Origin of the sequence: Kineosporia rhizophila, assembly GCF_021277265.1 — a bacterium.
In the GTDB taxonomy this organism is placed as follows: domain Bacteria; phylum Actinomycetota; class Actinomycetes; order Actinomycetales; family Kineosporiaceae; genus Kineosporia; species Kineosporia rhizophila.
Map to the genome: position 1 here is coordinate 23,144 of NZ_JAJSOH010000046.1, position 15,014 is coordinate 38,157.

The 15,014-nt window shown below is 73.4% G+C and carries 11 protein-coding genes; 6 read left to right on the forward strand and 5 right to left on the reverse strand.

Annotated elements, in window-relative coordinates:
• Positions 1-6: 6 nt before the first annotated feature.
• Positions 7-5,346: a diguanylate cyclase gene (locus LWF15_RS33995; RefSeq protein ID WP_232815115.1), complete on the forward strand. Its 5,340-nt coding sequence runs from the start codon at positions 7-9 to the stop codon at positions 5,344-5,346.
• Here the strand turns inward: LWF15_RS33995 and LWF15_RS34000 are convergent.
• Positions 5,333-6,799, reverse strand: a complete 1,467-nt coding sequence (locus LWF15_RS34000; protein ID WP_232815116.1) for an SDR family NAD(P)-dependent oxidoreductase — start codon at positions 6,797-6,799, stop codon at positions 5,333-5,335. The genes LWF15_RS33995 and LWF15_RS34000 overlap by 14 nt on opposite strands.
• A gap of 85 nt (positions 6,800-6,884) precedes the next feature.
• A complete protein-coding gene (locus LWF15_RS34005) occupies positions 6,885-7,445 on the reverse strand; it encodes a hypothetical protein (protein ID WP_232815117.1) in 561 nt (186 codons plus the stop codon).
• Positions 7,446-7,566: 121 nt separating this feature from the next.
• On the opposite strand from LWF15_RS34005, the gene LWF15_RS34010 reads away from it, so the two are divergent.
• The gene (locus LWF15_RS34010) at positions 7,567-8,298 is read left to right on the forward strand and encodes an SAM-dependent methyltransferase (RefSeq protein WP_232815118.1); all 732 of its coding nucleotides are present in this window, start codon (positions 7,567-7,569) and stop codon (positions 8,296-8,298) included.
• A 9-nt stretch (positions 8,299-8,307) separates the two neighbouring features.
• Here LWF15_RS34010 and LWF15_RS34015 read toward each other — a convergent pair whose 3' ends face one another.
• A complete protein-coding gene (locus LWF15_RS34015; RefSeq protein ID WP_232815119.1) occupies positions 8,308-8,670 on the reverse strand; it encodes an ArsR/SmtB family transcription factor in 363 nt (120 codons plus the stop codon).
• 122 nt (positions 8,671-8,792) lie between these two features.
• Between LWF15_RS34015 and LWF15_RS34020 the strand changes: the two genes are divergently transcribed.
• Both LWF15_RS34020 and LWF15_RS34025 read left to right on the forward strand, forming a co-directional pair.
• Positions 8,793-10,718, forward strand: coding sequence for a heavy metal translocating P-type ATPase (locus LWF15_RS34020; RefSeq protein ID WP_269811306.1), 1,926 nt, complete (start codon positions 8,793-8,795; stop codon positions 10,716-10,718).
• Positions 10,719-10,756: 38 nt separating this feature from the next.
• Positions 10,757-11,353 (forward strand): DJ-1/PfpI family protein, encoded by a 597-nt coding sequence (locus tag LWF15_RS34025; protein WP_232815120.1) that lies wholly within the window; start codon positions 10,757-10,759, stop codon positions 11,351-11,353.
• A 6-nt stretch (positions 11,354-11,359) separates the two neighbouring features.
• Here LWF15_RS34025 and LWF15_RS34030 read toward each other — a convergent pair whose 3' ends face one another.
• The gene (locus LWF15_RS34030; protein ID WP_232815121.1) at positions 11,360-12,112 is read right to left on the reverse strand and encodes a phytanoyl-CoA dioxygenase family protein; all 753 of its coding nucleotides are present in this window, start codon (positions 12,110-12,112) and stop codon (positions 11,360-11,362) included.
• A 106-nt stretch (positions 12,113-12,218) separates the two neighbouring features.
• Between LWF15_RS34030 and LWF15_RS34035 the strand changes: the two genes are divergently transcribed.
• Entirely contained in the window at positions 12,219-13,442 is a 1,224-nt protein-coding gene (locus LWF15_RS34035) for a CoA transferase (protein WP_232815122.1), read from the forward strand.
• A 4-nt stretch (positions 13,443-13,446) separates the two neighbouring features.
• Here the strand turns inward: LWF15_RS34035 and LWF15_RS34040 are convergent, their stop codons facing one another.
• Positions 13,447-14,754, reverse strand: a complete 1,308-nt coding sequence (locus LWF15_RS34040; protein WP_232815123.1) for a CoA transferase — start codon at positions 14,752-14,754, stop codon at positions 13,447-13,449.
• A gap of 50 nt (positions 14,755-14,804) precedes the next feature.
• Between LWF15_RS34040 and LWF15_RS34045 the strand changes: the two genes are divergently transcribed.
• The coding region (locus LWF15_RS34045) for a LysR family transcriptional regulator (RefSeq protein WP_232815124.1) at positions 14,805-15,014 on the forward strand (210 nt) is incomplete at its 3' end.

Below are 15,014 nucleotides of genomic sequence, written 5' to 3' on the forward strand. Positions count from 1 at the left end.
CTCGGCGTGCCGGTGGAGGTGCCCGGGTTCGTCTTCCTGGAGCAGCTCGGCGGGGGAGCGGGCAGCACGGTCTACCGGGTGCGGCGGGACGGGGCCGGTCAGGACGAGGGCGCCGAGTACGCGCTGAAGCTGCTGGACCGGCCGGTCGGGGCCTCGGGGCAGCAGACGCCGCAGGACCTGGCGGCGCTGCGTAAGGAGGCCGCGCTGCTGACCGCCGTGGACCATCCGGCCCTGCCCCGGGTGCACGAGGTCGGGCTGGCGGGCGGGCGGCCCTACCTGGTGATGGACCTGGTGCGCGGCACCTCGCTGGCCGACGTGCTGGACCGGGGGGCGCTGGTGCCGGAGCAGGTCGCGACGATGGCCCTGGACGTGATCGAGCCGCTGGCCGCGGTGCACGCCCGCGGTCTGGTGCACCGTGACCTCAAGCCGCAGAACGTGATGGTCCTGCCCGACGGGCAGGCCCGGCTGATCGACTTCGGGCTGACCGCGCGCGAGGGCGACTCCGAGGGCGAGGGCGAGTCCCCGGCCGTGGGCACCCTGGCCTACTCGGCGCCGGAGCAGGCGGGCATGCTCAAGCGCCCGGTGGACAACCGCTCGGACCTGTACTCGCTCGGCGTGATCATGTTCGAGGCGCTCGCCGGGGTGCTGCCGTTCTCGTCGCTGGACGTCGGCGAGCTGCTGCGCGCGCACGCCTCGCAGCCGCCGCCCGACCTGACCGTCCTGGTCCCCGGCACCCCGCCCGAGCTGGCCGCGATCGTCGACACCCTGCTGGCCAAGGACCCCGACGACCGCTACCCGGACGGTCAGGCGCTGGCCGCCGACCTGCGCGACTTCGTGGGCAAGCAGCGCCCGGTCCGGCCCCCGCAGACCGCGCCGATGTTCGGGCGCCAGGCCGAGCTGGACACCCTGCGCGAGGAGTGGACGCGGGCGGGCAGCGTCGCGGGCGGGTTCGCCTTCGTCCGCTCGGCCAACGGGCTGGGCAAGACCCGCCTGGTCAACGAGTTCGGTGACCTGGTCGAGGAGGCCGGCGGGACCGTGCTGCGGGCCCGCGTGCTGCCCGGCGAGACCATGCCGTTCGCCCCCTTCCGGGAGGCGTTCGAGGCGCACCTGCACCAGCTGGCCCGGCTGCCCTGGGGCGAGCGCTGGGAACGGGCCTCCCGCCTGCGCGAGGTGTTCGACACCTGGTCGCCGGAGATGATCAAGCGGATCGCCCCCAGCCTGGAGTCCGTGCTCCGGCCCACCACCGAGCAGGCCGACCAGTCCGGCCAGGCCGATCCGGCCGGTGGCTCCCGGGCGGTGGCCCTGCCCACCGGCGCCGTCTCCGCCTCGGTCACCGAGCTGGCCGAGCAGCGCACCGAGGAGCAGTTCGGCATCGCCGTCGCCGAGGCCCTGCTGGCCCTGGCCCGGCTCTCCGGCGGGCTGCTGCTGATCCTCGACGACACCACCTCCGGCGACGCCTCCTTCACCCAGGTGATCGGCCACCTGGCCACCGAGGTCCGCGGTGCGCCGCTGATGTACCTGAGCACCGGCCGGGACGACGCCCTGGAACAGGTGCTGCACGACGACGACCTGGCCGCCTTCTTCGCCTCGGCCCGCACGGTGCTGGACGTGAGCCTGCAGCTGGCCCCGCTGGACGAGGCCTCGATCGGGGCCCAGATCCGCTCGCTGGTGCCCGGCCAGCACCTGCCCGACGCCGCGCTGAAGGCCCTGACCACCCGCAGCAACGGCAATCCGTTCGTCGCCCAGGAGTACCTGTGGGCGGTGCTGGACGCGGGCCTGCTCTGGCCCGCCTGGGGCACCTGGCGCCTGGACCTGGACGGCCTGGACGCCCTGGCCCTGCCCCAGGACGCCATGGGCCTGGTGCTCAAGCGCGTGCAGAACCTGGCCCCGCAGGCCCGCGACCTGCTGGTCACCGCCGCGGCGATCGGCGCCGAGATCCGGGTCGACGTGATCGCCGCGGTCGAGCAGCGCAGCACCGCCGCGGTGCAGGGGGCCCTGGCCGAGGCGGCCCGCCAGCGCCTGATCGAGCTGGGCGAGGAGGGCACGTTCTGGTTCCTGCACGGGCGGATCGCCGACGCCCTGCTGTCCGACCTGGACCAGAGCGGCCTGCAGGCCCTGCACCGGCGGATCGCCGACGTGCTCGCGGCCCGCCCGGCCCCCTCACCGGCCCTGGCCGTCGCCCACACCTTCGCCGTGGCCCGGCACTACATGCAGGCCGGGCCCGCCGCCCCGGCCGAGAAGGTCCTGGCCGCCTGCATGGAGGCCGGGAAACTGGCCCTGGAGGAGTCCTCGGCCGAGGACGCGGTGCTGTTCCTGGAGCACGCGCTGCGGGTCGGCCCGGGCCGCACGGCCGGGACCAGCGCCCTGCTGGTGCTGCTGGGCCGGGCCCTGAAGCAGTCCGGCCAGTTCGCCGCCGCCCGCCAGCGTCTGGAGCAGGCCCTCGCGGCCGAGCCGGACCCGCTGGCCCAGGGCGCGATCTACACCCAGCTGGCCGAGGTGCACCGCTGCGGCTACCGCAGCGACGAGCTGGAGGAGGCGATCCACCAGGGCTTCGCGGCCACCGGCCGGCCACTGCCGCGCAACGTGTTCTGGCTGCTGCTCACCTCGGTGCTGATGGCCCTGGTCTCGGTGCCGCGCCGCCGGCTGCGACCGCTGCTGGGCGACGCCTCCGGCGAGGCCCGCCGGCGGGCCCTGACCATGGCCGGGCTGCACGAGGCGGCGCTGAGCGGGGCCAGCCTGGGCATGCGGGTGCCCGAGTACTTCGCCCACAACCTGCGCTCGCTGTACTGGGCGGCCAAGCTCGGGCACGGCCGCCGGTTCGTGGCGGCCCAGCTCAACGTCGGCGTGCTGTTCGCCGCCCTCGGCCTGAACCGCGCGGCCGAGCGCTGCTTCCGCCGCTGCGACGCCGACCTGTCGGCGCAGACCCGCCCGATCCGCTCGCTCGTGCGCTCGTTCCGCCTGGGCGGGGCCTGGGCCGGCAACCGCCCCGAGGGGGCGGGCTGGCGGCGGCAGTTCGAGGAGTTCGGGCCCTGGCTGGAGTTCGCCACCGCGATCGACGCGATGAGCGCCTTCAACCTCACCGCCTGCTTCGCCGGTCGCACCGACGAGGCCGAGTACTGGCTGGCCCAGGGCCGGGCCAAGCTGAGCGGGCGGGCCGAGGAGATCACCACCTTCGTCACCGCCGCCCCGATGACCGCCGCCCTGCTGGGCCGCCGGGTCGAGGCCGAGACCGAGCTCGGCCGGCTGCAGGCCTGGACCGCGGAGATCGGGGCCCGCCAGCTGCGCTTCGTGCATGTCATGGCCGCCCTGTTCGTGCTGCTGGAGGACGGCGAGACCGGGCCGCCGGTGGACCACGCGATCGACGACTTCGAGGCGCTGCGCCTGCCGCCGAGCCTGATCTGGCGGGCCAACCGGCCGATCTTCTACCTGATCGCCGCCGCGCGCCTGGCCCAGGCCCGGGCCGCGGGCGGGCCCACCACCACCGAGGGCGCCCATCGCACCAACCAGGCAGCCAAGGCCGTGGAGCTGCTGGGGCGCGCGGCGAACACCGACGAGATGAAGGCGTTCTGGACGATCGCCCGGGCCGACCTGATGGTGCTGCAGGGGCAGGCCCGCAAGGCCCTGGACACCCTCAACGACCTGGACGTGGCCGGGCAGGAGGATCTGCCGACGCCGGCCTTCGAGGCGGCCCGGATCGCGGCCCGGGCGCTGCGCCCGCTGAACCCGGCCGAGAGCCGGCGCCGGGCCCGGACCGCCCACGCGATCGCGGTCTTCGAGGGCTGGCCGCGCCGGGCCGAGTCGGTGGCGGCGGAGTTCGCGCTGCCGGTCGAGGAGCGCCCGGGCTCCAGCAGCGTGGGCGGGGCGGTGACCGGCTACTCCAACGGTCATGAACGCCAGCGGCTGGAGGCCCTGCAGGAGGTCAGTGCGGCCGCCTCGCGGGTGCTCGACCCGCGGGTGCTGGCCCGGATCGCGCTGGAGGAGACGATCCGGATCCTGGCCGCCGAGCGGGCCTTCCTGTTCCTGGTCGAGGAGGGCACCGGTGCTCTGGTGCCGCACCTGGGCCGGGACGCCGCCGGGAACGACCTGGCCCAGCTGACCGGCTACTCCACCAGCCTCGTCGACATGGTCCACCGCACCGGCCGGGCGCAGGTGATCACCGGCACCGAGGAGGGCGCCGCGCTGGGCGCCCAGAGCGTGGTGCTGCACGGCCTGCGCTCGATCCTGATCGCCCCGATGAAGCTGAAGGACCGCCTGCTGGGCGTGGTCTACCTGGACAGCCGGGTGGCCAAGGGCATCTTCTCGGACGACGACCTGGAGATCCTGACCGCGCTGACCGGGGTGCTGGCCTCGGCCCTGGAGACCGCGCGGGCGGCCGAGCGGGCGATCCGGGCCCAGACCGCCGAGCGAGCCGCCCAGCTCGCGGCCGAGCTGGCCCGCTCGCTGCAGACCGCCCAGGAGCGGATGGCCGAGCCGGTGGAGAAGGCCGCCGTGCTCGAGCGGCTGGTGCAGTGCGCCGGCCGCGGGGCGGGGATGCTGCCGGCCGACATCGCCCTGCTGCTGCCCGAGGAGAGCGCGAGCACACCGTTCGGCGGTGAGGGCGCCGACGCCCCCGGGCCGGTGCGGCAGGCCCTGCCCGGGGTGGCCTCGTGGCTGGCCCTGCCCCTGCACGCCACCGACGCCGACCTGGGGGTGCTGGTCCTGGCCACCGCCGACCCGAAGGTCAACCTGGGCGAGGCGGTGGAGGTGGGCAGCGCCCTGGTGGCGCTGGCGATGACCGCCTACGACCGGGCCTCGCTGTTCGAGCAGGTGCGCGAGCTGGCCGTGGTGGACGAGCTGACCCAGCTGGCCAACCGGCGGCGGTTCTTCGAGGTCGCCACCCGTGACCTGCAGGCGGCCCGGCGCCAGGACCGCCCGCTGATCGGCATGATGATCGACATCGACCACTTCAAGCGGGTCAACGACACCCACGGCCACCCCACCGGCGACGACGTGATCCGCGAGGTGGCCGCCCGGCTGGCCGCCCAGGTGCGCAGCAGCGACGCGATCGGCCGCTACGGCGGTGAGGAGTTCGCGGTGCTGCAGCAGAGCGACGACCCGGATCTGGAGATGGCCGAGCGGCTGCGGGCCGCGGTGGCCGGGACCCCGGTCCCGACCCGGACCGGCCCGCTGGCGGTGACGATCAGCATCGGCGTGGCCCGGCTGCGCCCCGGCGACCAGGACGTGGCCGCGCTGCTGGCCCGCGCCGACGCCGGGCTCTACCGGGCCAAGCAGGCCGGCCGCAACCGGGTGGCCGAGACCACCGACGAGCCGGACGGGCCGGACGGGCCCGACGTCACCAGTCGGTAGGTTCGTAGTCCTTCAGGAACACCCCGAACAGGTCCTCGCCGGCCTCGCCGCGCACCACCGGGTCGTACACCCGGGCGGCGCCGTCGACCAGGTCGAGCGGGGCGTGGAAGCCCTCGTCGGCCAGCCGGATCTTGGTCGGGTGCGGGCGCTCGTCGGTGATCCAGCCGGTGTCGACCGCGGTCATCAGGATGCCGTCGGTCTCCCACATCTCCCGGGCGCTGGTGCGGGTGAGCATGTTCAGCGCGGCCTTGGCCATGTTGGTGTGCGGGTGCCCGGCGCCCTTGTAGCCCCGGCTGAACTTGCCCTCCATGGCCGAGACGTTGACCACGTACTTGCGCTCGGCGGCGGCCGCGGCCATCGCGGCCCGCAACCGGCTGATCAGGATGAACGGCGCCACGCTGTTGGCCAGCTGGACCTCCAGCAGCTCGACCGGGTCGACCTCCTGCACCGGCTGCACCCAGCTGTTGGTGTGGTGCAGGTCGGGCACCAGGCCGCCGGCGTCGATCGCGGTGTTGGCCGCGATCCGCGCAGGGGAGGCCGAGCCGGCGGTCAGGGCCAGCGCGGTCAGCGCGTGCGGGGAGGGGGCCCAGTGCCCCTCGGCGCCCGCGGTGAGGGCGTCGATCGCCTCCGGGTGCGCGTCCAGGGTGCGGCCGATGGTGATCATCTCCGGCAGCGGCCCGTCCGGCAGCGGTGCCTTCTCGGCCGCCACCAGCGGGGCGTAGGCGCCGGCCGAGCGCCGCACGGTCTGCGCGGCGTTGTTGATCAGGATGTCCAGCGGGCCCTGCGCGGCCACGTCGTCGGCCAGGGCGGTGACCTGGGCCGGGTCGCGCAGGTCGACACCGATGATGCGCAGCCGGTGGATCCAGTCGCCGCTGTCGTCCATCGAGGTGAAGCGGCGCACCGCGTCGGCCGGGAAGCGGGTGGTGATGGTCAGGTGGGCGCCGTCGCGCAGCAGCCGCAGCGCGATGTGCATGCCGATCTTGGCCCGGCCCCCGGTGAGCAGGGCCCGGCGCCCGCTCAGGTCGGTGCGGGCCTCGCGGCGCTGCCGGTTCCGGGCCGCGCAGTCCGGGCACAGCTGGTGGTAGAACGCGTCGACCTGGGTGTACTTCTGCTTGCAGATGTAGCACCCGCGCGGTTGCAGGTAGGTGCCGGCCGAGCCGTCGGCGGTGGCCGAGCTCAGCGGCAGGCCCTGCGTCTCGTCGTCGATCCGGCCCGGGGCCCCGGTGGCTGTGGCGGCCGTCACGGCGGCGTCGTTGGCCAGGATGGCCGCCCGGCGCTCGCGGCGCCGGTGCTCCTTGGCCGCCTTGAAGATCTTGGCGGTGGCCAGGCGGACCGCCACGAAGTCCGGGTGGTCGTCCGGCAGGTTCTCCACCTGCGACAGGACCTTCAGGCAAAGGGCCAGGTCGTCGGGGTCGATGGCCGTACCGGCCGGGTCTTCGAGGTGCGCCGTCATGATGTTCGAACCGCTCGGATCTCTGCTCGGTGGTCGGGGACTTGCCTAGCAATGTACGCAACCGCGCGCACCGGTGGTTGCGCGTTCACCCAGCCGAGGCCCCGACCCGGTCCAGATGAGCCCGGGTGGGCAGCGCCACCTGGGCCGGGGGAGGCCCTTCGGGAGCCGCCTGCGGCAGGTTCCCGCCCAGCCACTCGCGTTCGAAGGCCGACAGGCGGCCCCACTCCTGGCGCAGGAAGCCGATCAGCCGCACCGCCCCCTGGGAGCCGGACTCGGCCTGCACCAGCAGGTACGACAGCGGCATGGCGTACGGCAGCCCGGCCCGGCGCGGCCCGCGCCGGCGCACCTCGTCCTGGTAGTAGGCGAACACCTCCTCCCAGGCCCGCCCGTCGCCCACGTTGTAGAGCACGTCGGCCGCGCACTCGCGCACCGAGCGGGTCGGGTCCGACAGCAGGGCGGCGAAGTCGGCGGTGGCGTCCGAGCCGGCCGCACAGGCCAGCGCGGTGACCGCCGCGCGGCGGACCTCCTGCAGGCCGGGGCCGAACTCGGCGATCAGCAGGCGCAGTTCGGCGTGCGCCTCGCGACTGGTCGCCGTTCCCAGTTCCAGGGCCCTCAGAACCGTCTCGTACGGGTTCACGGCGTCCATTCCGGCACGTGCCTTGTCTCCAGCGGTGGCCGCCCGGTCGGGGGCGACAGGCGGAAACCTAGTAGATCGACGCTCGGTATTTCGCTGGCGGATGATGCCCCCGGGTTGTCAGGGTGCACCGATGGACCGCAACCGGATCTCGCGCATCGCCCACACCGGCCACCCGATCGCCGCGCCGCTGAGTGACCAGGCCGTCACCGACGTCCTCAAACAGGCCCTGAACAGCACTTCTGCCCAGGCCCGGCTGCTCGACCTGGGCTGCGGGGGAGGCGAGTGGCTGTTGCGCGCCCTGGAACAGCACCCCGGCGCAGCCGGCGTCGGGGTAGACGTCTCCGAGCCCGCTGTCGCCCACGCGCGCGCCGAGGCCGACCGCCGGGGACTGGCCCAGCGCCTGCGGATCGAGCAGGAGGACGCGGCGAGCTTCCGTTCTGAGGGGGAGTTCGACGTGGTGTTCGCGGTCGGGGTCAGCCATGTCTTCGGGGGACTGCTGCCGACGCTGACTGCCGCCCGCAAGCACCTGGCCGCCGGGGGACGGGTGGTGCTCGGTGACGGCTTCTGGGAGTCCCCGCCCTCGGCCGAGGGGCTGGAGATCCTCGGAACTATGGACGATCTGACCGGCCTGGTCGGCTCGGTCACCGAGGCGGGGTGGACGCCTGTGTACGGGCACGTGAGTTCCCGCACCGAACTCGACGCGTACGAGTGGGCCTGGACCGGGGCGCTCGCCGCCTGGGGGCTGCAGCGACGCGGGACGCCGGAAGGGCAGGAGGCGCTGGCGGTCTCGGCCGAGCACCGTCAGGGATGGCTGGCCGGCTACCGGTCCTCGTTCGGGTTCGTGACGCTGGTGGTCTGCTGAAAGGACGGCTCAGCCGGTGGCGCCGGGCCGGTCGGCGACCCCGAGCCGGCGGTGCTCGCTGTGGTAGATCGCCTGGTCGAGCAGTTGCGCCACGTGGTTGTCGTAGAGGCTGTAGACGATGCTGCGCCCGGCCCGGGTGCCCACCACCAGGTCGAGGTTGCGCAGCAGCCGCAGCTGGTGCGAGACGGCCGACTGCTCCATCCCGACCGCCTCGGCCAGATCGCTCACCGCCCGCGGGCCCTGCCGTAGCTCGGTGAGGATGAGCAGGCGGCTGGGGGTGGCCAGGGCCTGCAGGGTGGTGGCCACGAAGGCGGCGCTCTCCGCGTCCAGCCGGGTGGCCGGGCGGTCGCGTCCCTGCACTCCATGTCCCACAACCAGGCACTTTACCTCCCTCGTCGACCAGGACCCCGGGCGGCCACGGCCGTACATATGAAGACCTCTTCAGATGTTCTGATAACTTCCTACCTCCGCCGCCTCACCGGAGGGTCCCTCCCATGCCGACCACGGCCATCGCCCCCGCCCCGAACCCGGTGCCCACCCGTCCCCCGGTGGTCAGGACCCGGTGGCACGCGTTGCCGGAGATGCGCTGGGCCGCCGCCGCGCTGGGGCTGTTCCTGCTCGGCCTCCTGGCCCAGGTCTCCGGCGCTCCCGGCTGGCTGAGCTGGGCGCTGTACCTCAGCTGTTACGCGGCGGGGGGCTGGGAGCCGGGGCTGGCCGGGCTGCAGGCCCTGCGCGAGAAGACGCTCGACGTGGACCTGCTCATGGTGGTGGCGGCGATCGGGGCCGCGGCGATCGGCCAAGTCCTCGACGGCGCCCTGCTCATCGTCATCTTCGCCACCTCCGGCGCCCTGGAGGCGCTGGCGACCGCCCGCACCGAGGACTCGGTACGGGGGCTGCTGGAACTAGCGCCCGAGACAGCGGTCCGGGTCACCGAGGGGGCCGAGCAGACCGTACCCACGGCGGTTCTCGCTGTGGGGGACGAGATTCTGGTGCGCCCCGGCGAGCGGATCGGCGCCGACGGTGAGGTGTTGTCCGGAGCCAGCGACGTGAATCAGGCCACCGTCACCGGCGAGTCACTGCCGGCCGAGAAACGCCCCGGGGACGAGGTGTTCGCGGGCACGCTGAACGGCATGGGGGTCCTGCGGGTTCAGGTCACCCGTCGGGCCGGGGACTCGGTGGTCGCCCGGATCGCCGCCCTGGTGCAGGAGGCCAGCCGCACCAAGGCCACCACCCAGCTGTTCGTGGAAAAGGTGGAGCAGCGCTACTCGGTCGGCATGGTGGTGGCCACGCTCGTGCTCTTCGCCGTGCCGCTGGCCCTCGGCGAGGACTTCCGGGAGGCGCTGCTGCGGGCCATGACGTTCATGATCGTGGCCTCGCCCTGCGCGATCGTGCTGTCCAGCATGCCGCCGCTGCTGGCCGCCGTGGCCAACGCCGGGCGTCACGGTGTGCTGATCAAGTCGGCGGTGGTGATGGAACGCCTCGGAACCACCTCCAAGGTGGCCTTCGACAAGACCGGCACCCTCACCCAGGGCACCCCGGTGCTGGCCGGCGTGCGCCTGCTGGGGTCGCTCGACGAGGCCGAGGTGTTGCGGCTGGCCGCCGCGGTGGAGCACGGCAGCGAACACCCGCTGGCCAAGGCCGTGGTGCGGGCGGCGCGGGAACGCGGCCTGTCGGTGCCGGCCGCCGTCGGTTTCGCGGCCCACCCGGGCATCGGGGTCTCGGCAACAGTGGACGGGCGTGGTGTCGCAGTCCGCTCGGCGGCACCCGGGTCTCCGGCGGGCTCCCAGAACGATTCTCAGGCCGCTCCTCAGGACACGGGGAACACCGTGGTCGTGGTCGAACTCGACGGCGAACCGCTGGCCGCGTTGAGTTTCACCGACCGGCTGCGCCCGGAGGCGCCGGCCGCGATCGCCGCGGTGAGCGCCTTGACCGAGCAGCCTCCGGTGCTGCTGACCGGCGACAACGCCGTCACCGCAGCCGATGTCGCGGCGCGCACCGGCATCCCGCAGACCCGGGCCGGGCTGCTGCCGGAGCAGAAGCTCGGTCTGATCCGGCAACTGCAGCACGAGGGGGAGCGGGTGACTTTCGTCGGCGACGGCATCAACGACGCGCCCGCCCTGGCCGCCGCCCACTGCGGCATCGCGATGGGTGCGGCCTCGGACCTGACCCTGCAGACGGCCGACGCGGTGGTGGTGCGCGACGACCTGAACGCGATCCCGGCCGTCATCGCGCTCTCCCGCCGGGCCCGCCGGGTGGTGATCGCCAACCTGGCCATCGCCGCCACGTTCATCACCGTGCTGGTGGCCTGGGACCTGTTCGGCGACCTGCCCCTGCCGCTGGGGGTGCTGGGCCACGAGGGCTCCACGGTCGTCGTCGGGCTGAACGGCCTGCGGCTGCTGCGCGAGAAAGCCTGGCGGTAGACCTGGGGCGGGCACCGGTTTTTGAGGAGAATGCTGGGATGCCAGAGACCAAGGTCATCGGGATCGTGCTGTTCGACGGTGTGGAGGAACTCGACGCCGTGGGCCCTTGGGAGGTGCTGGCGTACTGGACGCTCAACCACCCCGACGACGGCTACCGGGTGATCACCCTGGCCCCCACCGACGGGGTGGTGACCTGCGCCAAGGGCCTGCGGATCACTCCCGACCACACCTTCGCCGACGCCCCCGCGCTGGACGTGGTGCTGCACCCGGGCGGCCGGGGCACCCGCCCGCTCAGCCGCAACCGCGAGCACCTCGACTGGGTGCGCGCCCAGTCCGGCCGGGCCGAGCTGATGACCAGTGTCTGCACCGGCTCCCTGGTCTACGCGGCGGCGGGCCTGCTGCGCGGTCGTCCGGCCACCACCCACTGGGCCTCGCTCGACGAGCTCGCCGCCCTGGACGCCACGATCAAGATCGACGAGAACGCCCGGTTCGTCGACGACGTGGACGTCGTGACCAGCGCCGGCGTCTCGGCGGGCATCGACCTGGCCCTGCACCTGGTCTCCCGGCTCAGTTTCCCCTACCGTGCCGTCGGGGTGCGACGGGCGATCCAGTACGACCCGCAGCCCCCGGTCTGAAAGTTCCTACAGAAAGTCGCGGATCAGCTGGTCCACCGGATACAGCTTCTCGTCGCCGAGATCGGTCTCCACCGCGCGGTCCATTCCCGGCTGCGCCATGAACCGCGGCGTGCGGCCGTGGTGCGGCTGGGCGGCGTGCACCAGGAAGGGATGACAGACGAAGACGTCGCCCGGCGAGCCGGTGGCCAGGGCCACCGGGCGGTGGGCGCTGGCCCGGTCCACCTCGGCGGCGAACGTGAAGATCGACTCACCGGCCTCGCCGTAGGGCCGCAGCACCTTGGGCACGTCGCGGTGCGAGCCGACCCGGACCCGGGTCGGCGCATCCGCCGTGGACACCTCGCTGAACAGGAACAACAGCAGCAGCGCGCGGGCGCGGGAGCGGTAGTTGGTCAGATACTGCGAGCCGTCCGGCGAGGGGTAGCTGGCCTCGATGTGCCAGCCCGCGTCGTCCGGTTCCACCGGGTGCGGGAAACGCAGCGGGAACGAACCCATTCCGCTGCGGCGCACCCAGCGGCCCGGGCCCACCAGGGTGTCGAAGGCGTCGACGAGGGCGGGAGCGTTGGCCGCGGCCTCGAACGCCGGCCCGCCCATCCCGTCGACCCAGTGGACGGGTTCGGTCCAGCCCGCCGGTTCGTCCGGCGAGAGCCCGATCCGTTTCCACAGCAGGCCGGCGCACTCCGCGGCAACCTCTGCGGGCACGGCACCCTCGAGTTTCAGGTAGCCGTCCCGGCTGAACTGCTCGATCAGTGCGTCGTCCACGAGCGGAAGAGTGCCCCCGCCGGTCGGCGGCGGTCCAGCGAATTTCCGATGCCCAGCCCGCACTCGCGCATGGGCAGACCCGGCCAAGCCGCCTAATCTCGGACAAATGACGAGCGACGACGCCGCCCATGGTCAGCATCTCGACGGTCTGCGAGTGGTCGAGGTGGCCAGCTTCGTCGCCGGCCCGCTCGCCACTCTGAGCCTGGCCCAGCTGGGGGCCGAGGTCATCCGGATCGACCCGTTGGGTGGGGCCGCCGACCAGACCCGCTGGCCCCTGGCCCCGGGCGGGCGCAGCCTGTACTGGGCGGGCCTGAACCAGCAGAAGCGCTCGGTGGCGCTGAACCTGCGCAGCCCCGAGGGCCGTGAGCTGGCGCTGGCTCTGGCCACCGCCCCGGGGGAGCAGGCCGGCATCGTGGTCACCAACGCGGTGCGGGGGGAATGGATCAGCTACCGCGCGATGGCGGCGCTGCGCCCGGATCTCATCCACGCAAGGCTTCTCGGCCTGCCCGACGGATCGCCTGCGGTGGACTACACGGTGAACGCGGCGATCGGGTTCCCCCGGATCACCGGGCCCGGGCCGGGGCCGGTCAACCACGTCCTGCCGGCCTGGGACCTGCTGGCCGGGATGAACCTGGCCCTGGCGGTGCTGGTGGCCGAGCGCACCCGCCGGGCCACCGGCGCGGGGGAAAGCATCGAGGTCTCGCTCTACGACGTGGCCCTGTCGGTCAGCGCCCACCTGGGCTACTTGGCCGAGGCCGCCCTCGACCCGGCGGGCCGCCCGCCCGGCGGGAATCACTACTTCGGCGGTTTCGGAAGGGATTTCGAGACGACGGACGGCCGGGTGATGGTGGTGCTGCCCTCGCACCGGCAGTGGCTGGCCTTCGTCGACGTGCTCGGGGTGGCCGACCGGCTCACCGCCCTGGAGAAGATCACCGGGGCCGATCTGTCCACCGACTCGGGGCGTCACGAACAGCGTGAGGCCATCGCCCGCAACGTGGCGCCGTGGTTCGCCGCGCGCACGAGTGCGCAGGTGCTGGGCGAGCTTTCGGCGGCCGGGGTGGTGGCCTCGGAGTACCGCCGATTTACGGACGTCGTTGCCGACCAAGGGCTCTTGGGTGTGGGTAATCCGGTGGTGGAGTTCGTGGAGGAGCCGTCGATCGGCCGGATTCCGGCTGCGGGCACGCCAATCCGCTGGGGAAGTCGCGAACGCGCCGCAGTGGGGTCGTCGCAGTTGCTCGGCGCGGACACCGGGCCGGTGCTGAGCGAACTGCTGGGTCTGGGGCAGGCCGAACTGGGAGGTCTGGCCGAGCGGGGCGTCATTGAGCTGTGAGCATCTACCACTCGGGGGCGTCGGCGCCGTAGGTGTGGGGCGGGTGTGGGTAGGGCAGGGGCCCGCCGTACAGGTCGAACGGTGAGGGTACGTAACGCAGTTCACCGTAGGGGCTGTCCGTGGTGAGCAAGCCCGGGGCGTCAAGGGGGTGCACCGGTACGTCCGGTGCCTTGCTGCGGAACAGCAGATCGGCGGCCCGCACCAGGCTGAGCCGGGCCACACCGCTGACCCCATGGCGCAGCCGGGCCGCGGCGAGCCCGACCGTGGCCGCCACCATGCCGTAGCCGGTGGCGTGGTCGAGCGCCTGCACCGGCAGGGCTCCGGGGCGGCCGTCGCGTAGCCGGTACACGTCGGCGATCCCGACGGCGGCCTGCACGATGCTGTCGAAACCGCGCCGCTGCGCCCAGGGGCCGGTGGTTCCCCAGGCATCCAGATTGACCACGATCAGCGCCGGGTAGCGGTCGTGCAGCGCCTCGGGGGACAGGCCGTGGGCGTCGAGAGCGCCGTTGCGATAGCCGAGCAGGATCACGTCGGCCCGCTCAAGCAATTCGTGCAGGCGGCCAGCCCCGGTGTCCAGGTCGAGCAGGGCACTGCGCTTGCCGAAGCCGCTGTCGATGTGCGCGTCGATCAGTTCGGGCAGCGCAGGCGGGTCGATGCGCAGCACGTCGGCGCCGAGCGCGGCGAGGGTGCGCGAGGCGACCGGCCCGGCCACCACCCGGGTCAGGTCCAGGACCCGCAGGCCGTTCAGAGGCAGGCCGTCGGGCGAGTTGCCGGGCTGCCAGGGCCCGCCGGGCGCTTCGGCCACTTCGAAGGCGATCCAGTCGCGCGGTGGTGGGCCGGCCGCCATCGGCGAGTCCAGCCACTGGCGGCGGCTTCTTACTGCGGCCGCGATCCCGCCGGCCTCGCCGATGACCTGCTCCGCCTCCAAGGCGGACATCGAGCGTAAGGTGTTACCGACGTCCTCAATCGGTGCTCTCAGGGCCCGCCGCAGGCGCTCGGCGTGGTGGGGATAGTTGGCGTGGGTGCGGATCCAGCCGTCGGCGGTGGGGAAGAAGCCCGACAGGGGAGCGAAGCCGAGGGGCTGGCGGCCGGCCACCCTCAGGTGCCCGAGGGAGTCGAAGGCGGCGGCGATGCGCGGGGACGAGGCGCGCACGGCTCCCGGACGTTGCAGCAGGTCGTCCACGGCGGCTGCGGCCAGCCCGACCGAGGCCAGGGCCAGGCCTTCTACGTCGAGCGGACCGCCCCACCAGCGGCGGGGCCCGTAGAGCGCCTCACCTGCCCCGAGTTCGAAAGGGGGCAGGATGCGGCTCATTCGCAGAGCATGACCGATCGGACCGGACCGCGCGGGTATTGTCCGCCTGCATGTTCTCGTTCGAGCAGTTGCGGGGCTTCGTCACCGTCGCCGAGGAGCTGCACTTCGGCCGGGCGGCGGCGCGGTTGTCGATGACCCAGCCGCCGCTCTCGCGCCTGGTGCAGAAGCTGGAACGGGAGGTGGGCGTGCGGCTGTTCGACCGCGACAGCCGGGGCGTGCGCCTGACCCCGGCCGGGAACGCCTTCTACGGTGAGGCCCGC

Excerpts from the sequence above, each read along its gene's own strand:
- LWF15_RS34020 (WP_269811306.1), top strand. The coding sequence starts at position 8,793 with ATGCCGACCACGGCCATCGCCCCCGCCCCGAACCCGGTGCCCACCCGT.
- LWF15_RS34010 (WP_232815118.1), top strand. The coding sequence starts at position 7,567 with ATGGACCGCAACCGGATCTCGCGCATCGCCCACACCGGCCACCCGATC.
- LWF15_RS34035 (WP_232815122.1), top strand. The coding sequence starts at position 12,219 with ATGACGAGCGACGACGCCGCCCATGGTCAGCATCTCGACGGTCTGCGA.
- LWF15_RS34025 (WP_232815120.1), top strand. The coding sequence starts at position 10,757 with ATGCCAGAGACCAAGGTCATCGGGATCGTGCTGTTCGACGGTGTGGAG.
- LWF15_RS34000 (WP_232815116.1), bottom strand. The coding sequence starts at position 6,799 with ATGACGGCGCACCTCGAAGACCCGGCCGGTACGGCCATCGACCCCGAC.
- LWF15_RS34040 (WP_232815123.1), bottom strand. The coding sequence starts at position 14,754 with ATGAGCCGCATCCTGCCCCCTTTCGAACTCGGGGCAGGTGAGGCGCTC.
- LWF15_RS34005 (WP_232815117.1), bottom strand. The coding sequence starts at position 7,445 with ATGGACGCCGTGAACCCGTACGAGACGGTTCTGAGGGCCCTGGAACTG.